At 71.1% G+C, this 20,802-nt stretch carries 17 protein-coding genes; 11 read left to right on the forward strand and 6 right to left on the reverse strand.

The features are described from left to right. Positions 1–34: 34 nt before the first annotated feature. The 7 genes from crcB to mnhG all read left to right on the forward strand — a co-directional run bounded on the left by crcB (position 35) and on the right by mnhG (position 6,758). Complete coding sequence (gene crcB / locus AC1MLT_RS08070) at positions 35–412, forward strand: fluoride efflux transporter CrcB (protein WP_481034839.1); 378 nt, start codon at positions 35–37, stop codon at positions 410–412. A gap of 75 nt (positions 413–487) precedes the next feature. Continuing rightward, a complete protein-coding gene (locus AC1MLT_RS08075; protein WP_481034840.1) occupies positions 488–3,517 on the forward strand; it encodes a monovalent cation/H+ antiporter subunit A in 3,030 nt (1,009 codons plus the stop codon). Beyond that, positions 3,517–3,861: a Na+/H+ antiporter subunit C gene (locus AC1MLT_RS08080; RefSeq protein WP_481034841.1), complete on the forward strand. Its 345-nt coding sequence runs from the start codon at positions 3,517–3,519 to the stop codon at positions 3,859–3,861. The genes AC1MLT_RS08075 and AC1MLT_RS08080 overlap by 1 nt, the downstream gene beginning before the upstream one ends. Further along, entirely contained in the window at positions 3,858–5,564 is a 1,707-nt protein-coding gene (locus AC1MLT_RS08085; protein ID WP_481034843.1) for a monovalent cation/H+ antiporter subunit D, read from the forward strand. Before AC1MLT_RS08080 ends, AC1MLT_RS08085 begins: the two co-directional genes overlap by 4 nt. Beyond that, entirely contained in the window at positions 5,564–6,055 is a 492-nt protein-coding gene (locus tag AC1MLT_RS08090) for a Na+/H+ antiporter subunit E (protein ID WP_481034940.1), read from the forward strand. Before AC1MLT_RS08085 ends, AC1MLT_RS08090 begins: the two co-directional genes overlap by 1 nt. Next, complete coding sequence (locus tag AC1MLT_RS08095; RefSeq protein ID WP_481034844.1) at positions 6,052–6,330, forward strand: K+/H+ antiporter subunit F; 279 nt, start codon at positions 6,052–6,054, stop codon at positions 6,328–6,330. Before AC1MLT_RS08090 ends, AC1MLT_RS08095 begins: the two co-directional genes overlap by 4 nt. Next, positions 6,330–6,758, forward strand: a complete 429-nt coding sequence (mnhG, locus tag AC1MLT_RS08100) for a monovalent cation/H(+) antiporter subunit G (protein ID WP_481034845.1) — start codon at positions 6,330–6,332, stop codon at positions 6,756–6,758. The genes AC1MLT_RS08095 and mnhG overlap by 1 nt, the downstream gene beginning before the upstream one ends. Before the next feature lie 52 nt (positions 6,759–6,810). On the opposite strand, the gene AC1MLT_RS08105 is transcribed toward mnhG, so the two are convergent. Next, on the reverse strand, positions 6,811–7,830 hold the full coding sequence (locus tag AC1MLT_RS08105; RefSeq protein ID WP_481034846.1) for an XdhC family protein: 1,020 nt from the start codon (positions 7,828–7,830) through the stop codon (positions 6,811–6,813). Between the two features lie 60 nt (positions 7,831–7,890). Further along, on the reverse strand, positions 7,891–8,757 hold the full coding sequence (locus AC1MLT_RS08110; RefSeq protein WP_481034847.1) for a TOBE domain-containing protein: 867 nt from the start codon (positions 8,755–8,757) through the stop codon (positions 7,891–7,893). A 136-nt stretch (positions 8,758–8,893) separates the two neighbouring features. On the opposite strand from AC1MLT_RS08110, the gene modA reads away from it, so the two are divergent. Genes modA through AC1MLT_RS08125 form a run of 3 tightly spaced genes read left to right on the forward strand, consistent with a single transcriptional unit; the run spans position 8,894 to position 11,087 of the window. Continuing rightward, positions 8,894–9,658 (forward strand): molybdate ABC transporter substrate-binding protein, encoded by a 765-nt coding sequence (gene modA, locus AC1MLT_RS08115; RefSeq protein ID WP_481034848.1) that lies wholly within the window; start codon positions 8,894–8,896, stop codon positions 9,656–9,658. Between the two features lie 8 nt (positions 9,659–9,666). Further along, positions 9,667–10,320: a molybdate ABC transporter permease subunit gene (gene modB, locus AC1MLT_RS08120; protein ID WP_481034850.1), complete on the forward strand. Its 654-nt coding sequence runs from the start codon at positions 9,667–9,669 to the stop codon at positions 10,318–10,320. Between the two features lie 2 nt (positions 10,321–10,322). After that, a complete protein-coding gene (locus tag AC1MLT_RS08125) occupies positions 10,323–11,087 on the forward strand; it encodes an ATP-binding cassette domain-containing protein (RefSeq protein ID WP_481034851.1) in 765 nt (254 codons plus the stop codon). Here AC1MLT_RS08125 and AC1MLT_RS08130 read toward each other — a convergent pair. From AC1MLT_RS08130 to AC1MLT_RS08145, 4 genes are all read right to left on the reverse strand, one after another. After that, complete coding sequence (locus AC1MLT_RS08130) at positions 11,056–12,012, reverse strand: alpha-E domain-containing protein (protein ID WP_481034853.1); 957 nt, start codon at positions 12,010–12,012, stop codon at positions 11,056–11,058. The two genes, AC1MLT_RS08125 and AC1MLT_RS08130, sit on opposite strands and share 32 nt — an antisense overlap. A gap of 21 nt (positions 12,013–12,033) precedes the next feature. Further along, on the reverse strand, positions 12,034–13,554 hold the full coding sequence (locus AC1MLT_RS08135; protein WP_481034854.1) for a circularly permuted type 2 ATP-grasp protein: 1,521 nt from the start codon (positions 13,552–13,554) through the stop codon (positions 12,034–12,036). Positions 13,555–13,695: 141 nt separating this feature from the next. Then, positions 13,696–16,275 (reverse strand): DNA internalization-related competence protein ComEC/Rec2, encoded by a 2,580-nt coding sequence (locus AC1MLT_RS08140; protein ID WP_481034855.1) that lies wholly within the window; start codon positions 16,273–16,275, stop codon positions 13,696–13,698. A gap of 8 nt (positions 16,276–16,283) precedes the next feature. After that, the gene (locus AC1MLT_RS08145; RefSeq protein WP_481034856.1) at positions 16,284–16,832 is read right to left on the reverse strand and encodes a hypothetical protein; all 549 of its coding nucleotides are present in this window, start codon (positions 16,830–16,832) and stop codon (positions 16,284–16,286) included. A 376-nt stretch (positions 16,833–17,208) separates the two neighbouring features. On the opposite strand from AC1MLT_RS08145, the gene AC1MLT_RS08150 reads away from it, so the two are divergent. Then, positions 17,209–20,760, forward strand: coding sequence for a transglutaminase family protein (locus tag AC1MLT_RS08150; RefSeq protein ID WP_481034857.1), 3,552 nt, complete (start codon positions 17,209–17,211; stop codon positions 20,758–20,760). The last annotated feature ends 42 nt before the right edge of the window (positions 20,761–20,802 follow it).

Below are 20,802 nucleotides of genomic sequence, written 5' to 3' on the forward strand. Positions count from 1 at the left end.
CGGCTGGCGACAGGGTCCGCGAGGACGACGGGGCATGCTGACCAACGCGCTGGCGATCTGCGCCGCCGCCTGCGTCGGCGCGCTGCTGCGCTGGGGCATCTCGCTGTGGCTCAACCCGGGCGGCGTGATCCCCTGGGGCACGCTGGTGGTCAACCTGGTGGGGGGCTACCTGATCGGCGTGGTCATCGGGGTCCTGAGCGGCCTGCCCGACATCCATCCGGCGTGGCGGCTGATGGTCGTGACGGGTTTCCTGGGTAGCCTGACGACCTTCTCCAGTTTCTCGGCGGAGACGGTGGGCATGCTGACGGGAGGTCGACCCGGACTGGCGCTGCTCACCATCGCCCTGCATCTGGGAGGCTCGCTCTTTCTCACCTGGCTGGGTCTGCGCACCGTCCAGACCTTCGCATCCTGAATCGGTAGACAAACCCCCGCATGGCGCCTGGCGCAGGGCGGGACCGAACGCACCCCGTCGATAGAATCCTGCGCAATGCCCCTGGTCCTCCTCGTCGTCCTCCCCTTCATCGCCAGCGCGATCGCGGCCTTCCTGCCGTCCAACGCTCGCAACCGGGAGTCGACCCTCGCAGGACTGGTGGCGCTGGGCTGCGCGGTCCAGGCGGCCTGGCTGTTCCCACGCCTGGCCGATGGCAACGTGATCCGCGAGCGCATCGAGTGGCTGCCCTCGCTCGGCCTCGACCTGGTCTTCCGCATGGACGGCTTCGCCTGGCTGTTCTGCATGCTGGTGCTGGGCATCGGCGCGCTGGTGGTGCTCTATGCGCGCTACTACATGTCGCCATCCGATCCGGTGCCGCGCTTCTTCTCGTTCTTCCTGGCCTTCATGGGCGCCATGATGGGCGTGGTGCTCTCCGGCAACATCGTGCAGATGGTGCTGTTCTGGGAACTCACCAGCCTGTTCTCCTTCCTGCTGATCGGCTACTGGCACCACCGGCGCGATGCCCGGCGCGGAGCCCGCATGGCGCTGACCGTGACCGGCGCGGGCGGGTTGTGCCTGCTGGCCGGCGTGCTGGTGCTCGGGCGCATCGCCGGCAGCTATGAGCTCGACGTCGTACTGGCCTCGGGCGAGTTGATCCGCGCGCACGCGCTCTATCCGCTCACGCTGGTGCTGATGCTGCTGGGCGCCTTCACCAAGAGCGCCCAGTTCCCATTCCATTTCTGGCTGCCGCGCGCCATGGCGGCCCCGACGCCGGTCTCGGCCTACCTGCATTCGGCCACCATGGTGAAGCTCGGCGTGTTCCTGATGGCGCGGTTCTGGCCGGCGCTCTCGGGCACCGAGGAATGGTTCTGGCTGGTCGGCGGCGCCGGCGCGATCACGCTCACGCTCGGCGCCTACATCGCGATGTTCCAGCGCGACCTGAAGGCGCTGCTGGCCTACTCAACCATCTCGCACCTCGGCCTCATCACGCTGCTGCTCGGCCTGAACAGCCCGCTGGCGGCCGTCGCGGCGGTCTTCCACATCATGAACCACGCGACCTTCAAGGCCTCGCTGTTCATGGCCGCGGGCATCATCGACCACGAGAGCGGCACGCGCGACATCCGCAAGCTCAGCGGCCTGATCCGGCTGATGCCGATCACCGGCACCCTGGCCATCATCGCCAGCGCCTCGATGGCCGGCGTGCCGCTGTTGAACGGCTTCCTCTCGAAGGAGATGTTCTTCGCCGAGACGGTGTTCATCCAGTCCACGCCCTGGGTCGACTTCACGTTGCCGGTGATCGCCACCATCGCGGGCATCTTCAGCGTCGCCTATTCGGCGCGCTTCGTGTTCGATGTCTTCTTCGGTCCGCCCTGCGGACCCGACGTGCCCAAGACGCCGCACGAGCCGCCGCACTGGATGCGCGTGCCGGTCGAGCTGCTGGTGCTGGTCTGCCTGGTGGTGGGCGTCGCGCCGGCCTGGTCGGTCGGGCCGCTGCTGGCGGCGGCGGCGGCGCCGGTGGTGGGCGGCGAGCTGCCCGAGTACAGCCTGGCCGTCTGGCACGGCTTCAACCTGCCGCTGCTCATGAGCTTCATCGCGCTGGCCGCCGGCGGGGCGCTGTACATGCTGCAGCGGCGCGGCCGCGCGCAGGGCCAGCTCGAACACACCCCGGGCCTGCGCCGCTTCGACGGCCAGCGCATCTTCGAGAACCTGCTGGCGCGCCTGAGCGAGACGGGGCGCCGCAGCCGGCGCCTGCTGGGCACGCAGCGGCTGCAGTCGCAGCTCCTGCTGCTGGTGCTGGTGGCCGTGGCCGGCGCCGCGACGTCGCTGTGGCTGATGCCGGCGGCCAGCGGCACGCGCCCCCCGCTGGCGTTCTCGCCGATGTTCGCCATGACCTGGCTGATCGGCGCCGTCTGCGCCCTGGCGGCCGCCTGGCAGGCCAAGTTCCACCGCCTCGCCTCGCTGATGCTGGCGGCGGCATCGGGCCTGGTGTGCTGCATCACCTACATCTGGTTCTCCGCGCCCGACCTGGCATTGACGCAGCTGGTGGTCGAGGCGGTCACGACCGTCCTGATCCTGCTGGGCCTGCGCTGGCTGCCGATGCGCCAGCAGGAGGTGCAGCGCGCGCGCGAACGCCTGCGCCCCTGGGGCCGGCGCGGACGCGACCTGCTGGTGGCGACGCTGGCCGGTGGCGGCATGGCGGCCCTGGCCTGGACCGTGATGACCCGGCGCTTCCCCGACAGCATCTCGCCGTTCTTCCTGGACCGCGCGCTGACCGAGGGCGGCGGCACCAACGTCGTCAATGTGATGCTGGTGGACTTCCGCGGCTTCGACACCTTCGGCGAGATCACCGTGCTCGGTGTCGTCGCGCTCACGGTGTACGCGCTGCTGCGCCGCTTCCGCCCGGCCATCGAATCGATGGCGCTGCCGGCGCAGCAGCGGGCCCAGGCCGACGACGGCAGCAGCGACCTGCTCAACCCGCGCCGCGCCAAGGACACCGCCGTCGGCTACCTGATGGTGCCGGCGGTGCTGGTGCGGCTGCTGCTGCCGCTGGCGGTGCTGGTGTCGGTGTATTTCTTCATGCGCGGCCACAACGCGCCGGGCGGCGGCTTCGTCGCCGGACTGGTGATGTCGGTGGCGCTGGTGCTGCAGTTCATCGTCTCGGGCACCGAGTGGGTCGAGGAGCACCTGCGCATCTACCCGCGCCGCTGGATCGCCGTCGGACTGCTGCTGGCGCTGGCCACCGGCGGTGGCGCGGTGGCGCTGGGCTATCCGTTCCTGACCACCCACACCGCCCACCTGCACCTGCCGGTGCTCGGCGAGATCCACGTGCCCAGCGCGCTGTTCTTCGACATCGGCGTGTTCTCGCTGGTGCTGGGGGCCACCATGCTGATCCTGACCGCGCTGGCCCACCAGTCGGTGCGCAGCCATCGCTGGGCCGACGAGCAGGCCGAGCGCGAATCCGAGATGCATTCGAAGTCCGACGAGAAGAAGGTGGCGCTCTCGGAAGCCGCCGATCCGCGCCTGGTGATCGAGGAGGACGTCCCCCACCCCGCCGGCCTCGCGCCTCCGGCGTCCGGAGACCACTGATGGAAATCGTTCTCGCCATCGCCATCGGCGTGCTCACCGGATCGGGTGTCTATCTGCTGCTGCGCCCGCGCACCTTCCAGGTCATCATGGGACTCACCTTGATGTCCTATGCGGTCAACCTGTTCATCTTCAGCATGGGACGCCTGAAGGTCGACAGCGAGCCGGTGCTGATCCCCGGCTATGCCTCGACCCTGGCCAACACCGCCGACCCGTTGCCGCAGGCGCTGGTGCTGACCGCCATCGTGATCGGCTTCGCCATGACGGCGCTGTTCCTGGTGGTGATGATCGCGCTGCGCGGCCTCTCGGGCACCGACCACGTCGACGGCAAGGAGCGCGCGGAATGAACGACATCGCGCACCTGCTCGACCGCCTGCTCGACTTCACCATGCCGCATCTGGTGGCGGTGCCGATCCTGGTGCCGATGTTCACCGCCGCGCTGATGCTGCTGCTGGGCGAACAGCGCCGGCGCATCAAGTCGGCGCTGACGGTGATCTCCGGGCTGGTCGGCCTGATCGCCGCGCTGGCGCTGCTGCGCTGGGTCAACGCGCCGGACACCGGCGGCGGACCCGGCTCGATCGGCGTCTACCTGGCGGGCAACTGGCGCGCGCCCTTCGGCATCGTGCTGGTGGCCGACCGGCTCTCCACGCTGATGGTGGCGTTGACCGGCGTCGTCGCCTTCGCGGTGTCGATCTACTCGACCTCGCGCTGGGACCGCGCCGGCGTGCACTTCCACCCCCTGCTGCAGCTGCAGCTGATGGGCCTCAACGGCGCCTTCCTCACGGGCGACCTGTTCAACCTGTTCGTCTTCTTCGAGGTCATGCTGGCCGCCTCGTACGGCCTGCTGCTGCACGGATCGGGCCGGCTGCGGGTGCGAGCCGGGCTGCACTACATCGCCATCAACCTGGCGGCCTCGTCGCTGTTCCTGATCGGGGCGGCCCTGCTCTATGGCGCGACCGGCACGCTCAACATGGCCGACCTGGGCATCCGCATCGCCCAGCTCGATCCGGCCGATCGCGGCCTGGTGCATGCCGCCGCGGCCATCCTCGCGACCGCCTTCTTCGCCAAGGCCGGCGCCTGGCCGCTGAACTTCTGGCTGGTGCCGGCCTACAGCGCGGCCGTGGCGCCGGTGAGCGCGGTCTTCGCGCTGCTGACCAAGCTGGGCATCTACACCCTGCTGCGGCTGTGGACCGTGATGTTCGCACCCGACACCGGCGTGTCGGCGCAGTTCGGCCAGGGCGTGCTGGTGGCGATGGGGATCGCCACGCTGTGCGCCGCCGCGCTGGGCGTGGTCGGCACGCAGCGGCTGTCGAACCTCGCGGGCTTCAGCGTGCTGGTCTCCGCCGGCACCCTGCTGGCGGCTGTCGGCCTCGGACTGCCCGGGGTCTGGGGCGGAGCGCTCTACTACCTGCTCAATTCCACGCTCGCGGCGAGCGCGTTCTTCCTGCTCATCGACATGATCGAGCGCTGGCGCAACGAAGGCGCCAGCATCGCGCCGCACGAGGACGCCGGCAGCGCGCCGTTCCTGGCCGAGGACCTGACCGTGCACGCGCACGTGAACCTCGACGACGAGCAGCAGGCGCTCTATGGCCGCGCCATCCCGGCCGGCGTCGCCTTCCTGGGCCTGGGCTTCATGGGCTGCACGCTGCTGCTGGCCGGCCTGCCGCCCTTCTCCGGCTTCGTCGGCAAGTTCGCCATGCTCTCCAGCCTGCTCGACGCGCCGGTGGTCGGCCCGGCCGGCTGGATCTTCCTGGCGATGCTGCTGATCTCGGGCTTCCTGACGCTGGTGGCGCTCAGCCGCACCGGCATCCGCCATTTCTGGACCCAGGACCATGCCACCATGCCCTCGCTGCGCGCGCTGGAGGTGCTGCCCGTGGCCGCGCTGCTGGCCGCCTGCCTGGCCCTGACCATCGAGGCCGAGCCGGTGATGCAGCATGCCCGGGCCACGGCCGAGGGCCTGTTCCGCCCCGATGCCTATCGCGAGGCGGTGTTCGGCGCCCGCCAGACGCCCAGCCCGACCTCGGGCGCCACCGGGAGTGCCGCTCCATGATCCGCCGCTGGATTCCCTCGCCCCCGCTGTCGGTCGCGCTGTTCGCCGTCTGGCTGCTGCTGAACCAGTCGCTCGAGGCGGCGACCCTGCTGATGGCGCTGATCCTGGCCCTGGTGGTGCCGCTGCTCACGCGCGGCCTGCGGCCGGCGGCGGTGCGCATGCGGCGGCCGCGCGTGGCGCTGGCCCTGCTGGTGGTGGTGCTGCGCGACATGGTGCGCTCGGCGCTGATGGTGGCGCGCGAACTGCTCACGCGCCGCACCGACGACATCCCCTCGCACTTCCTGCTGATCCCGCTCGACGTGCGCGATGCCAACGCGCTCGCCGTGCTGGCCATGATCCTGTGCCTGACCCCGGGCACGGCCTGGGGCGAACTGAGCCTGGACCGCTCGACCCTGCTCCTGCACGTCTTCGACCTGAAGGACGAGCAGGGGATGATCCGCATGATCAAGGATCGCTACGAGAAGCCGCTGATGGAGATCTTCGAGTCATGACGCCCGTGCTGCTCTGGGGCCTGAAGGCCGCCCTCTTCCTGCTGGCCATCGCCATGCTCTGCGCCCTGTTCCGGCTGCTGGCCGGTCCCTCGGCGCAGGACCGCGTGATGGCGCTCGACTGCCTCTACATCAACGGCATGCTGATGATGCTGGTGCTGGGCATCGTCTATGCCAGCAATGTCTACTTCGAGGCGGCGATGCTGGTGGCATTGTTCGGCTTCGTCAGCTCGACGGCGATCGCCAAGTTCCTGCTGCGTGGCGAGGTGATCGAGTGATGCCCGAATTCGTCGCCGTGCCGCTGCCGCTGTGGGCGGAGATCGTGACGGCGGTCTTCGCCGTGGTGGGCGCGGCCTTCGCCGCCATCGGCTCCTTCGGCCTGGTGCGCATGCCCACGTTCTTCCGCCGCATCCACACGCCCACGCTGGGCGCGACCGCCGGCGTCTGGTGCATGACCCTGGCCACCATCGTGTACTTCTCGATGCAGGGCGCCAACCTGTTCCTGCACGCCGTGCTCATCACGCTGTTCATCGCGCTGACCGCGCCCGTCACCACCATCTTCCTGATGCGCGCCGCGCTGTTCCGCGAGCGGCAGAAGGATGGCGACGTGCCGCAGGCCCACCCGGGCGACGAGCTCGGCCTGGACGGCGAGGGCCGGCCCAGGCAGCCGCCGCAGCGCGGCACCTCGGTCCCGACGCCGGACTGAGCCGCCCCCTCGGGCCCCGGCGCTCCGGCGCTCCGGCGCTCCGGACCGTGCCTCAGGCCACTTCCTGCAGGCCCTCGCGCAGTGCCTTGGCGCTCGCCACCTCGATCTCGCGCGGCAACGTGACGCCATTCTTCACGGCCAGGATCTCCGCCATCACGCTGACCGCGATCTCCGGCGGCGTCTTGCTGCCGATGTAGATGCCGATCGGCCCGCGCAGACGCTCGAGCGAGGCGGCCGTGTGTCCGAAGTGCTCGACCATGCGCTCGCGCCGCGCCTGGGCGTTGCGCCGCGAGCCGATCGCGCCGATGTAGAAGGCCTCGCTGTCGAGCGCCTCCAGCAGTGCCAGATCGTCGATCTTCGGATCGTGCGCGAGCGCCACCACGCAACTGCGGCGATCGGGCCGGAAGGCCAGCACGGCATCGTCGGGCATCTGCGTCGTCAGGGTCACGCCCGGCACCGACCAGGCGCCGCGGTATTCGGCGCGCGGATCGCACAGCGTCACCGCGAACCCGCTGAACTTGGCCATGGTGGCGAGATATTCGGCCAGCTGGCCGGCACCGACGATCAGCATGCGGAAGGCCGGCCCGAAGCCGTTGACGAACCAGCCGCCGGCCACGTGCGCCTCCTCGGGGACCGAGGCGGCATCGAGCCGCACCGTGCCGTCGTCGAGCGAGACGGAGCGCCGCATCGGCCGGCCGTCCTCCAGCGAAGCCACCAGCGTGCCGAGCGAATCGGCATCGGGATCGTGCTCCAGCAGCAGTTCGAGCGTGCCGCCGCATGGCAGGCCGAAGCGGTGCGCCTCGTCGGCCGAGACGCCATAGGTGACGACGACCGGCCGGCTCGATGCCCGCGGCAGATGCAGCCGGCCGCGATGGCGCGCGATCAGGTCGTCCTCGATGCAGCCGCCGGAGACCGATCCCATCACCGCGCCATCGTCGGCCAGCGCCATGATCGAGCCGACCGGCCGGGGCGACGAGCCCCAGGTGCGGGTCACGGTGGCCAGCAGGGCATGCCGGCCGGCGCGGCGCCAATCGAGGAGCGCGCGGATCACTGTCAGGTCGAGGTTGTCCATGACCCCAGTCTGCGGAGGATCGGTGCGCGCCACCGTCGGACGCGACCGGTTTCGCGTGCCTCAGCCCGCCAGCGCCACGACCAGCGCCGCCGCGTCGATCGACACCCGCGCCCGCTGGCGCGCGCGCAGGCCCGAACCACTGGCGGCGAAGCCGATCAGCTGCAGGCCACCAGCCAGCGCGACGGTCAGCTCGTCGCCATCGGCGCCGCGCGAGACGCGCGCCACGCTGCCGTCGAGATGGGTGACGTCGATGCCATGCGGTTGCGCGTCCGGCTCCGCGGGCGCGGGCTGCGGCATCGCGCGCCCGATCCGCACCGCCGTCGCCTTGCACAAGGCGATCACCGGCAGCCCGGGGCGCAGGCCGAGCAGTTCGGCGCTCTCGCGGGTGATGCGCGCGACGAGCCGCGGACCCCCGGCCGGCGTGCCCTCCAGGCGCATCGACACGCGCACGATGCGGCCGGTGGTCGCCAGCTGCTCGACCACCGCCGGCAGCTGGTTGCGCATGCTGGTGCGCAAGGCCAGGCGCGACAGGGTGGCGCCGGTCGCGCTCGCGTTCCGCCCGCCGCCGTCCCGCACCGGCGCGGTGGCGACGGGGCCGGCGGCGCCCTCCCCGTCGTCATGCTCCGCCAGCCAGCGCGCGTGCACCTCGCGCCGCGCGGCGTCGAAGGCCTGCGCCAGTCCCAGCAGGCGCGTGCCCTGCGCCGTCAGCACCGCGCCGCCGCCGCCCGCGCCGCCCACGGCGCGCTGCACCAGCGCGACGCCGGCGAGGTTGGTCAGCGTGTCGATCGCCTGCCACGCCGCCTTGTAGCTGACGCCGGCCTCGCGCGCGGCCTGCGAGATGCTGCCGGTCGCGGCGATGCCGCGCAGGATCTCGATGCGCTTGTCGCCGGCGCCGTGGCCCAGGGCATCGATGAAGGGCGTGGCCATGGACTCGGATGGGGAGGGGGAAGCGGAGGACCGGGTGCGCATCGGGCGATTGTCGGACGCGCGTCGGACGTGGCGTGGCTATGATCTCGCTATTCCTTTTTTGAATAGCGCTGCGCCGACCCCCCGGAAACCGCCCATGACATCCTGGACCCGCTCCCTGCGCCACGGCGCGCTCGCCATCGCCCTGTTGCTGGGCGGCACCCTCGCGCAGGCGCAGGAACTCGTCGTCTCCGCCGCGGCCAGCCTGACCAATGCCTTCCGGTCGATCGGCGCGGCCTTCGAGAAGGCGCGTCCGGGCGCCCGCGTGACCTTCAACTTCGCCGCCTCGGGTCCGCTGCTGGCGCAGATCCGCCAGGGCGCGCCGGTCGATGTCTTCGCCTCGGCCGACCAGGACACCATGGACCGCGCCGCCCGGGAGGCATTGCTGGCCGCCGGCACGCGCGCCGACTTCGCCCGCAATTCGCTGGTGCTGATCGTGCCGGCGAGCGCGACCCGCACGCCGGGCGCGCTGGCCGATCTCGCCGGCCCCGGCTACGCCAGGATCGCCACCGGCACGCCGGCCTCGGTGCCGGCCGGACGCTACGCGGCGCAGGCCGTGCAGCAGGCCGGCCTGAGCGCCGCGCTGGCATCGCGCTGGATCCAGGGCGAGAGCGTGCGCCAGGTGCTCAACTATGTCGCGCGGGGCGAGGTCGATGCCGGTTTCGTCTACCGCACCGATGCCCTGATCGAGCGCGACAAGACCCGCATCGCCCTGACCGTGCCGACCGCCACGCCGGTGAGCTATCCGATCGCCCGCGTCGCCGGTGGCCGCGACGACGCGCTGGCCGATGCCTTCATCGCCTTCGTGCGCGGCGCCGATGGCCAGCGCATCCTCGAGGGCTTCGGCTTCTCGCGACCCTGAGCGTCCTCTTGCTGACCCCGCTCTGGCTCACGCTCAAAGTCGCCATCCTCGCCACGCTGCTGGCGGGCGCGGCGGGCATCGCGCTGGGCTGGTGGATGGCGCATCGGCGCTTCGCCGGGCAGTCGCTGGTCGATGCCCTGCTGATGCTGCCGATGGTGCTGCCGCCGACGGTGCTGGGCTACTACCTGATCGTGCTGATCGGCCGCAACGGGGTGCTGGGCCGGCACCTGCAGGCGTGGTTCGGCATCAACCTGATGTTCACCTGGCAGGGTGCGGTGATCGCGGCGTCGATCGTCGCGCTGCCACTGGTCTACAAGGGCGCGCGCGCCGCCTTCGAGGAGGTCGACGGCCGCTTCGCGCAGGCCGCCCGCACCCTGGGCGCGGGCGAGTTCGAGATCTTCGTGCGCATCGCGCTGCCGCTGGCGGTGCGCGGCATCGCCTCGGGACTGATGCTGGCCTTCGCGCGCGCCATGGGCGAATTCGGCGCCACGCTGATGATCGCCGGCAACCTGCCGGGCCGCACGCAGACGCTGTCGATCGCCGTCTACGACGCCGTGCAGGCCGGTGACGATGCGCAGGCGCTGTGGCTCACGGCGGTGATCTCGGCGGTGTGCGCCACGGTGCTGGTGATCTCGGGCCGGCTGTTGCGGGCGCGGCATTGAGCATGAGCGACGTGGTCCGCGCGCCCTCCGCGATCGATCCGCCGCCGGTGCTCGACCTGCATGTCCGCGCGACCCTGGCATCGGGCGAGCGGCATTTCGCGCTCGATGCCGCCTTCGTCTCGCAAGCAGCGCGCACGGCGCTGGTGGGCGCCTCGGGCTCGGGCAAGTCGACCGTGCTGATGGCCATCGCCGGCCTGCTGCCGGGGGTGCGGGGCCACGTGCGCATCGGCGCCCGCACGCTGCTCGACAGCGCGGCGGGCCTCGACCTGCCGGCGCGCGAACGCGGCGTCGGCGTGGTGTTCCAGGACTATGCGCTGTTCCCGCACCTGACGGTGCTGCGCAACCTCGAGTTCGGCGTGCGCCGGCTCGGCCACCGCGCCGCGCCGGCCGACCTGGCGCACATCGAGGCGCTGCTCGACCGATTCGACCTGCGGGCCCTGCGCGATGCGCTGCCGCGCCACCTGTCGGGCGGCCAGCGCCAGCGCGTCGCCCTGGCCCGGGCACTGGCGCCGCGCCCGCACCTGCTGCTGCTCGACGAGCCGCTGTCGGCGCTCGACATCCCGCTGCGCGCGCGCCTGCGCATCGAGCTCGCCGAGATGCTGGAACGCGTGCGGGTGCCCACCCTGCTGATCACGCACGACCCCGCCGATGTCGAGGCCCTGGCGCAGGCGGTGGTGCGGATCGACGGCGGCCGGGTGACCGGCGCGACGCGGGACGCGGCGGTGTGCCCCGGCCTCAGCTCGCCGGCATCAGGAAGTCCTGGCTGATGCGCGCGCCGACCTCGTTGACGCGATCGAGGAACTGCGTCAGATAGGCATGCAGGCCGGTCGCCAGGATCTCGTCGACGCGGGCGTACTGCAGGTCGGCCAGCAGCTTGCCGGCGCGGCGGCGCGTCTCGCTGCCGGGATCGTTGGAGACCTGGTCGAGATTGGCCACCACCTCGTGCAGGCTGTGGTGCAGCGAGCGCGGCATGTCGGCGCGCAGGATCAGCAGCTCGGCCACGCGCTCGGGCTTGATGACGTCGCGGTAGACCTTGCGATAGATCTCGAAGGCCGAGACGCTGCGCAGGATCGCGCTCCAGTGATAGAAGTCGTACTCCTGGTCCTCCTCGGTGGCGGTGCCGAAGAACTCGCTGTTGAGGGCGTGGAACTTCACGTCCACCAGGCGCGCGGTGTTGTCGGCGCGCTCCAGGAAGGTGCCCAGGCGCGAGAAGTAGAACGCCTCGTCCTGCAGCATGGTGCCCAGCGTGACGCCGCGCGAGAGATGGGAGCGGAACTTGACCCACTCGAAGAACTGGGCCGGATCGCGCTCGAAGTCGCCGTTGCGCAGCATCCGGTTGACCTCCAGCCAGGTCGTGTTCTGCGTCTCCCAGGCCTCGGTGGTGAGCGCGCCGCGCACGGCCCGCGCGTTCTCGCGCGCGGCCTTCAGGCACGAGATGATCGAGGACGGATTGGCCTCGTCCTTGACCATGAACTCCATCACCTCGTCGGGCGTGATCTGGTCGTGCTCCTTGTTGTAGGCCGGCAGCAGCTCGCTGATCGAGAGCACGCCCTGCCAGCCGTACTTGGCGACCTGGGCGGACTGGGGCAGCAGCGAGGTCTGGTAGTTGACATCGAGCATGCGGGCGGTGTTCTCGGCCCGTTCGGTGTAGCGCGACATCCAGTAGAGATGGTCGGCGGTGCGTGACAGCATGGGGGGCGTCTCCTCTGGGCCTCAGGCCGATGTTTGTTTCTGGGCCTGCACCGCGGCGGCGGCGACGTCGACCGCCGCCTGACGCGCGCCGCGCCGGTCGCCCTCGATGATCCAGGTGTCCTTGGTGCCGCCGCCCTGCGACGAATTCACCACCAGCGAGCCTTCCTTGAGCGCCACGCGCGTGAGGCCCCCGGGCACCATCTGCACTTCCTTGGCCGACAGCACGAAGGGCCGCAGGTCGATGTGGCGCGGCGCGATGCCCGATTCGACGAAGGTCGGCGAGGTCGACAGGCTCAGGGTCGGCTGGGCGATGTAGCCGTCGGGCTTGGCCATGACGGCGCGCTTGAAGTCCTCGATCTCGGCCTTGGTCGAGGCCGGGCCGATCAGCATGCCGTAGCCGCCGGCGCCATGCACCTCCTTGACCACCAGGTCCTCCATGTGGTCGAGCGTGTAGCGCAGGTCGTCCTTGTTGCGGCACATGTAGGTCGGCACGTTCTTCAGGATCGGCTGCTCGCCGAGGTAGAACTCGATCATCTTCGGCACGTAGGGATAGATCGACTTGTCGTCGGCCACGCCGGTGCCCACGGCGTTGGAGATGGCGACGTTGCCCGCGCGATAGGCGCGCATCAGGCCGGCGCAGCCGAGGGTCGAGTCGGGCTTGAAGACCTCGGGATCGAGGAAGTCGTCGTCGACGCGGCGATAGATCACGTCCACGCGCTTCGGGCCCCGCGTGGTGCGCATGTAGACGAAGTCGTCCTTGACGAACAGGTCCTGGCCCTCGACCAGCTCGATGCCCATCTGCTGGGCCAGGAAGGCATGCTCGAAGTAGGCGCTGTTGTACATGCCCGGCGTGAGCACGACCACGGTCGGCTCGGCGGTCGCCGGCGGCGCGCTCGCGCGCAGGGTCTCCAGCAGCAGGTCGGGATAGTGCGCGACCGGCGCGATGCGGTTCTGGCTGAAGAGATCGGGGAAGAGCCGCATCATCATCTTGCGGTTCTCCAGCATGTAGCTCACGCCGCTGGGCACCCGCAGGTTGTCCTCCAGCACGTAGTACTCGCCGTTGCCCTGGGCATCGGGCGCCCGCACGATGTCGATGCCCGAGATGTTGGAGTAGACGTTGTTGGGCACCGTCACGCCCATCATCTCGGGGCGGAACTGCGCGTTGTCGCGGATCTGCTCGATCGGGATGATGCCGGCCTTGACGATCTCCTGGTCGTGGTAGACGTCGTGGATGAAGCGGTTGAGCGCGGTCACGCGCTGCACCAGGCCCCGTTCCATCTGCTCCCATTCGTGCGCCGGGATGATGCGCGGCAGCAGGTCGAAGGGAATCAGGCGCTCGGTGCCGGAACCGTCCTCGTCCTTGGCGCCATACACCGCGAAGGTGATGCCGACACGGCGGAATATGAGCTCGGCCTCCTCGCGCCGGGAGCGCATGAGCTCGCCGGGCTGACGCGCCAGCCACTGGTCGTAGCGGGCGTAATGGCTGCGGATCGCAGCGCCGGCATAGGGCAGCTGCTCGTACATCTCGTCGAATTTGTGCATGTGAACAACCATTTCTCCTGCGCAGAGCTTAGCAATTTCGAGGCCAAGCGCCAGGCGATCTTCACGCACGGAGCCCATGAAAGGCGCGAAATGCCATCCCCGGCCCGCGCCTTCGGCGGCGGCGCCGCATGTCGATCGCACTCAGGGCACGCGATGCCGCCAGTAGCGCGCCCGTGCGGCGCGCTCGCACCTCACCTGCCCCGGCGCCAGGCTCGACCAGTGCGCCGCGCCGCAGTGCGGGCTGTCGACCAGCGCGATGCCGCGCGCCGCATAGGCCTCGGCCACCAGCGGCGCCGGATGCCCGAAGCGGTTGCGGTAGCCCGCCTGGGCCAGCGCCAGACGGGGCCGGACGGCATCGAGCAGCGCCGGGCTCGACGAGGTGCGGCTGCCGTGATGCGGCACCAGCAGCACGTCGGCGCGCAGGGCGCCCGTGGCGCTGCGGGCGGCCAGCGCGGCTTCCTGGGGCTGCTCGATGTCGCCCGCCAGCAGCGCGGTGGCGCGTCCGTTGCCGATGCGCAGGACGCACGAGAGCGCGTTCGGACGCACGCCGGGCAGCTGCGGATCGGCGGCGAGCGGATGCAGGACCTCGAAGGTCACGCCGTCCCACGACCAGCGCTGGCCGGCCACGCAGCGCCGCACCGGCCGCAGCGCCTGCAGGGGATGGCCGGCCTCGATGGAGCCGAGCGCCGCGGCATCCGGCTGCGCCGCCAGCACCGCCGCCGCGCCGCCGGTGTGGTCGCTGTCGCGGTGGCTCAGCACCAGCAGGTCCAGGTGCTCGCCGAGGGCGCGCAGCAGCGGCACCAGCACGCGCTGGCCGGCATCGCTCTCCAAGCTGTAGCGCGGCCCGGCGTCGTAGAGCAGGCTGTGCCCGGCGGTGCGCACCAGCACGGCGTTGCCCTGCCCGACGTCGGCGGCCAGCAGCTCGAACTCGCCGGCGCCCGGCCGCGCCGGCTGCCACAGCAGCACCGGCAGCAGCAGCGGCAGGCCGAGCGCTCGCAGCCGCCAGGGCAGGCGCGCCATCGCCACGACGATGCCGCCGGCGATGCCGCAGGCCGCCAGCCACATCGGCGGCGCCGCCGCCGAGAGCGTGGCGAAGGGCAGCGCCGCCAGGCCCTGCAGCACCCAGGCCAGCGCCTGCGCGGCATGCGCCGCCAGGTCCCACAGGGGTGGCGCGACCACGCCCGCCATCGCCAGCGGCGTCACCACCAGCGTGACCCACGGGATCGCCAGCGCGTTGGCCGCCAGACCGACCACCGACACCTGCTGGAACAGCAGCAGCGTCAGCGGCGTGAGCGCCAGCGTGACCACGCCCTGCTCGCGCGCCAGGCGCGCCAGGTGCCCGCGCCAGCCCTCCGGACGGACGCCGGATGCCGCGCCATCGGTGGCGGACAGCGCCGCCACCGCCACGAAGCTGAGCCAGAAGCCGGCCTGCAGCAGCGCCCACGGATCGAGCAGCACCGCCGCCCAGGCCGCCAGCAGCCAGACGCAGGGCCAGGGCCAGCGGCGCCCCGAGAGCCGCAGCCAAGCCACCACCGCCAGCATGCCGACCGTGCGCTGGGACGGCACGCCCCAGCCGCTGAACAGCGCATACGCGGCCGCCAGCAGCACGCCACCGGCCACGGCCGCGCGCGGCGCCGGCCAGCGCTGCATGAGCCAGGCGCTGCGCCGCCACGCCAGGCCGACGAGCAGCGAGGCCAGGGCCGCGAACAGGGTGATGTGCAGGCCGGAGATCGACACCAGGTGCGCCACGCCGGTGGCGCGGAAGACCTCCCAGTCGGCGCGCTCGATGGCGCTCTGGTCGCCCGTCACCAGGGCCGCGACGACCCCGGCGGCGCGCCGGTCGGCGATGCGCTCGAAGACGGCATCGCGCACCGCCTCGCGCGAGCGCGCCACGGGCTCGCGCCAGGTCGTCGCCAGCCGCAGCGGTGCCGCGTCGCGCGGACCGGCGCGCACATAGCCATTCGCGCGCACGCCCTGCGTCCACAGCCACAGCTCCTGGTCGAAGCCATGCGGATTGACATCGCCGTGCGGCGCCTTCAATCGCACCACGAGGCGCCAGCGCTCGCCGGCGTGCGGCGCCCCCGGGCCGGCCAGCGTCGGGGGCGGGAGCGCGCGTGGCGCGGGGTCCCCGGGCGCGTGGGTCGGGGCCGTGGCGCCGGACTCGTCGTCGGCGCGCCCCCAGCGAGCGCCGCCCTCGGCATACCAGGCGAGCGCGAGCCGATCGGGCGGGTGTGCGATCGCCGTGTCGGCGGCGGCGGCGGCGACGGCGACGGCGGCTCCGGTGCCGTCCACGACGGCCGGCGCCACCACCCGATGCGCCGTCTCGACCGCCAGCGTGAAGCGCGTGCCGCCCTCGCCGTGCTGCGGCAGGCCGACCACCACGCCCACCACCTGCAGGTCGCGCCCTTCCAGGGCGGGGTCGAGCGCGCCCGCGGCCTGTCGCGCGGCGCGCCAGCCGGTGGTCCCGGCACCGGCCAGCGCGGCCAGGGCCAGCACCAGGCCGGCCGCCAGCCAGGCGGTGCCGATGCGGCGTGGCCGGCGCCGCGACACCGCCCAGGCCAGCAGGCCGGCCAGCCCCGCCACCGCGAGCGCGCCATAGGTCGCGCCGCGCCACAGCGCGGATTGCTGCAGTTGCAGGGCCGTGCCGACCAGCCATCCGGCCAGCGCCGCGAAGCCGTTCCAGCCGCGCGCGAGGCCGGCATCCTCCCTCTCGATCGACATGGCGTCGCCTAGGCGGCGGATCGCGTCGGCCGCCGGGGCGCCCGTTCGCCCCGATGGACGCCACCGGGATCGCCGCGAAGCGGCCGCACCGGGTCGGCATCGAATGCCGGCAGCCGCCGCAGCGCATGCACATCCAGTCCCGGGGCCACCGGCTCGATCGGGCGGGTGAATTGCGGGGCGTGGCCGGGCGGCGGCAATTCGAATTCCAGCAGCGCGCGGGATTCGGATCGACCGGCCATTTCCCGGCCGGCGATGCTGCGGCGGCAATTCCCGGTCCGCCATCCCGGGCCGGCGGGCGGCGGCGCGAGCCGCAAAGGCCGGTCGTCGGACGCTGCCACCCTCGACGAGGCCGGCGCGCCGACCCGGACCGGCGACGCCGCCGGCGGCGAAGGCACGTCGCGCATCGCGGCGCCATGGGAGCGGCGCGGGACTACGGATGCATGCGATCCGCAGGCCTTCGGTGCGTCCGGCCGGCGGGCCTGCCGGAACGCGACCAGGGAAAAAGGAGCGCCGCGCGCGGGAATGTCCGGGTCGTCATGGCCTGCCATGTTTTTCATCGCGTATTAATTTGTCGTCATCGGCAAATTAATTTTTATTGCAGGCCTCCGGAGCGATCCATGAATAACTATTGAGTTTTCTGATGAATTCTCAATTCATGGAAATAGAAATCGTCAATAGCTACTACAGGACCAGCCCCATATTTCTTTCACGAACATTGGTTTGCAGGCTCGATGTCGAAGCGGGCATCGCCGTGGCAATGCCCGGCCAGCGGCATGGATGTCATGGCCGGCCGGGAAAAGAGCGCGACGACACCGGCGCCATGGCCTGGAGAGGTCGATCCGCGATCGACATGGGGTCGTCATGGCGCACTAATTGCTTATTCGTGGGCTAGTATGCGTTCCATCCGAGACCTTTGAAGCACATCCAAATCCCATGTCCATCCACGCCGCGCTTCATCACGTCACCCACTACAAGTACGACCGCCCGGTCCAGCTGGGTCCTCAGGTCGTGCGCCTGCGTCCGGCACCGCATTGCCGCAGCAACGTCATCTCGTACTCGCTGCGCATCGAGCCCGAACAGCATTTCGTCAACTGGCAGCAGGATCCCTTCGCCAACTACCAGGCGCGCCTGGTGTTCCCGGAGAAGACCCGCGAATTCAAGGTCACGGTGGATCTCGTGGTCGAGATGGCGGTCTACAACCCGTTCGACTTCTTCCTCGAACCCGAAGCCGAGAACTTTCCCTTCAAGTACAGCGCCTCGCAGGCCGAGGAGCTCGCGCCCTACCTGGTGACCGATGCGATGACGCCGCTGGTGGCGGCCTACCTGGAGAAGGTCGACCGCAAGGAACAGCGCACCATCGACTTCCTGGTGGGCATCAACCAGCAGGTGCAGGGCGACGTCAACTACCTCATCCGGATGGAGCCCGGCGTGCAGACGCCCGAGGAGACGCTCACCAAGGGCAGCGGCTCGTGCCGCGACTCCGGCTGGCTGCTGGTGCAGCTGCTGCGCCACCTGGGCCTGGCCGCGCGCTTCGTCTCGGGCTACCTGATCCAGCTCACGCCCGACGTCAAGGCGCTCGACGGCCCGAGCGGCACCACGGTCGACTTCACCGACCTGCACGCCTGGTGCGAGGTCTACCTGCCCGGCGCCGGCTGGATCGGCCTGGACGCCACCTCCGGCCTGCTCGCCGGCGAGGGCCACATCCCGCTGGCCTGCACGCCGACGCCCTCGAGCGCCGCACCCATCGAGGGCGTGGTGGACGACGCCGAGGTCGAGTTCGGCCACGAGATGGTGGTCACCCGCATCCACGAGTCCCCGCGCGTCACCAAGCCCTACACCGAGGAGCAGTGGGCCGACATCCTGGCGCTGGGCGATGCCGTCGACGCGAAGCTGGAGGCCGGCGACGTGCGCCTGACGATGGGCGGCGAGCCGACCTATGTCTGCACCACCAATCGCGATGCGCCGGAATGGAACACCGATGCGCTCGGCCCGACCAAGCGCGGCTACGCCACCGAGCTGGTGCACAAGCTGCGGGCGCAGTATGGCGATGGCGGCTTCCTGCACTTCGGCCAGGGCAAGTGGTATCCGGGCGAGCAGCTGCCGCGCTGGGCGCTGTCGATCTTCTGGCGCGCCGACGGCCAGCCGCTGTGGCGCGATCCCGAGCGCTTCGTCGACGAGCGCCATCCGACCCACTACACGAGCGAGGACGCGCGCCGCTTCACCACCGTGCTGGCGCATCGCCTGGGCCTGACCGAGCGCTACATCCAGCCCGGCTACGAGGACACCTTCTACTACCTCTGGCGCGAGCGCCGCCTGCCGGTCAACGTCGATCCGTTCGACTCCAAGCTGGACGACGAACTCGAACGCGTGCGACTGCGCCGCGTCTTCACGCAGAAGCTCGACGCGGTGGTCGGCTACATGCTGCCGATCGAGCCCGGCAACGCGACCGCCGACGCGCCCGCGATGGAGGGTCCCGGCTGGCGCACCGGCCCCTGGTTCCTGCGCGACGACCGGCTCTATCTCATCCCCGGCGATTCGCCCATGGGCTATCGCCTGCCGCTCGACTCGCAGCCATGGGTCAGCAAGGGCGACTATCCCTACCAGATCGACCGCGACCCGACCGCCCCGCGCGACGACCTGCCCAGCGCCGCCGACTTCCGCACCCGCTATCCGAGCGCGCCGACGCCGGCCACGGGCGATCTCGGCGCGGTGCCCTATGCCTTCGGCGCGCCGCCCGCCGCCCCCGTTTCGGTGCGCATGCAGGAAGCCCGCGCCGTGGCGCATGGCGAGGGCCCGGTCGGCGCCGTGGCCGCCGTGGGCGCCGATGGCGCCGCTGCCGCCGGCCTGCCGGGCTCGGACAGCGACCCCGCCACCCCGCGCATCCCGCGCCGGGGCGAGTCGGCCCACTGGGCCACGCGCACGGCGCTGTGCGTCGAGGTGCGCGACCCGCGTCGCGCCAACGGCCCGGCGGCCGAGAAGGTCGGCAGCGCCTCGGGCGTGCTCTATGTCTTCATGCCGCCGCTGTCGCGCCTGGAGGACTACCTCGACCTCGTCGCCGCCATCGAGGCGACCTCCGAGCAGCTCGGCCTGCGCATCGTCATGGAAGGCTATCCGCCGCCGCGCGACCCGCGCCTGAAGATGCTGCAGGTCACGCCCGACCCGGGCGTGATCGAGGTCAACATCCACCCCGCTCACAACTGGCGCGAGCTGGTCGAGCACACCGAATTCCTCTACGACGCCGCCTTCGAGACCCGGCTGTCGGCGGAGAAGTTCATGACCGACGGCCGCCACACCGGCACCGGCGGGGGCAACCACTTCGTGCTGGGCGGCGCCACGCCGGCGGACAGCCCGTTCCTGCGCCGGCCCGAGCTGCTGGCCAGCCTGCTGCTCTACTGGCACAACCATCCGTCGCTGAGCTACCTGTTCTCGGGCATGTTCATCGGCCCGACCAGCCAGGCCCCGCGCGTCGACGAGGCGCGCAACGATCAGGTCTACGAGCTGGAGATCGCGCTCAAGGAGATCGCCCGCGAGCGCGAGGTCTATGGCAAGGACATGCCCGCCTGGCTGGTCGACCGCACCCTGCGCAACATCCTGGTGGACGTCACCGGCAACACGCACCGCAGCGAGTTCTGCATCGACAAGCTCTACTCGCCCGATTCGTCCACCGGACGCCTGGGCCTGCTGGAACTGCGCGCCTTCGAGATGCCACCGCACGCCCGCATGAGCGTCGCCCAGCAGCTGCTGCTGCGCGCCTTCGTCGCCCGCTTCTGGGACACGCCCTACCAGGCGCCCGCCACCCGCTGGGGCACCGAGCTGCACGACCGCTTCCTGCTGCCGACCTTCGTCAAGATGGACTTCGAGGACGTCATCGCCGAGATGCGCCAGGCCGGCTTCCCGTTCGATCCCGAATGGTTCGCGCCGCACCTCGAGTTCCGCTTCCCGCTGGTCGGCCAGGTGCGCTCGATGGGCGTCGAGCTGTCGCTGCGCAACGCGCTCGAACCCTGGCACGTGATGGGCGAGGAAGGCTCCTCCGGCGGCACCGTGCGCTATGTCGACTCGTCGCTCGAGCGCATCGAGGTGCGCGTGACCGGCCTCAACGAGAGCCGTCACGTGGTCACCGTCAATGGCAAGGTGCTGCCGCTGCAGCCCACCGGCACCACCGGCGAGTTCGTCGCCGGCGTGCGCTACAAGGCCTGGAACCCGCCGTCGTCGCTGCACCCGAGCATCGGCGCGCACGCGCCGCTGACCTTCGACCTGGTCGACACCTGGATGAAGCGTTCGCTCGGCGGCTGCCAGTACTTCGTCGCCCATCCGGGCGGGCGCAACTACGAGACCTTCCCCGTCAACGCCTACGAGGCCGAGAGCCGCCGCATGTCGCGCTTCACCCGCATGGGCCACACGCCCGGCACGATGCGCACGCCCCCGGCGACCATCGAGCTGGCGGGCAGTCGCGAGTTTCCGTTCACGCTGGACCTGCGACGCTGAAGACGGCCCGCCCGGCCGGTCGCGCGAGCGGCCGGTCGCGCA

The sequence above is a fragment of the Variovorax sp. PEI5 genome (genome assembly GCF_056679935.1).

Coding starts and splice junctions, on each gene's coding strand:
- AC1MLT_RS08135 (WP_481034854.1), bottom strand. CDS start 13,554: ATGCACAAATTCGACGAGATGTACGAGCAGCTGCCCTATGCCGGCGCT.
- AC1MLT_RS08125 (WP_481034851.1), top strand. CDS start 10,323: ATGAGCGACGTGGTCCGCGCGCCCTCCGCGATCGATCCGCCGCCGGTG.
- AC1MLT_RS08095 (WP_481034844.1), top strand. CDS start 6,052: ATGACGCCCGTGCTGCTCTGGGGCCTGAAGGCCGCCCTCTTCCTGCTG.
- crcB (WP_481034839.1), top strand. CDS start 35: ATGCTGACCAACGCGCTGGCGATCTGCGCCGCCGCCTGCGTCGGCGCG.
- modA (WP_481034848.1), top strand. CDS start 8,894: ATGACATCCTGGACCCGCTCCCTGCGCCACGGCGCGCTCGCCATCGCC.
- AC1MLT_RS08075 (WP_481034840.1), top strand. CDS start 488: ATGCCCCTGGTCCTCCTCGTCGTCCTCCCCTTCATCGCCAGCGCGATC.
- AC1MLT_RS08145 (WP_481034856.1), bottom strand. CDS start 16,832: ATGAAAAACATGGCAGGCCATGACGACCCGGACATTCCCGCGCGCGGC.
- AC1MLT_RS08080 (WP_481034841.1), top strand. CDS start 3,517: ATGGAAATCGTTCTCGCCATCGCCATCGGCGTGCTCACCGGATCGGGT.
- AC1MLT_RS08140 (WP_481034855.1), bottom strand. CDS start 16,275: ATGTCGATCGAGAGGGAGGATGCCGGCCTCGCGCGCGGCTGGAACGGC.
- AC1MLT_RS08150 (WP_481034857.1), top strand. CDS start 17,209: ATGTCCATCCACGCCGCGCTTCATCACGTCACCCACTACAAGTACGAC.
- AC1MLT_RS08085 (WP_481034843.1), top strand. CDS start 3,858: ATGAACGACATCGCGCACCTGCTCGACCGCCTGCTCGACTTCACCATG.
- mnhG (WP_481034845.1), top strand. CDS start 6,330: ATGCCCGAATTCGTCGCCGTGCCGCTGCCGCTGTGGGCGGAGATCGTG.
- AC1MLT_RS08105 (WP_481034846.1), bottom strand. CDS start 7,830: ATGGACAACCTCGACCTGACAGTGATCCGCGCGCTCCTCGATTGGCGC.
- AC1MLT_RS08130 (WP_481034853.1), bottom strand. CDS start 12,012: ATGCTGTCACGCACCGCCGACCATCTCTACTGGATGTCGCGCTACACC.
- AC1MLT_RS08110 (WP_481034847.1), bottom strand. CDS start 8,757: ATGGCCACGCCCTTCATCGATGCCCTGGGCCACGGCGCCGGCGACAAG.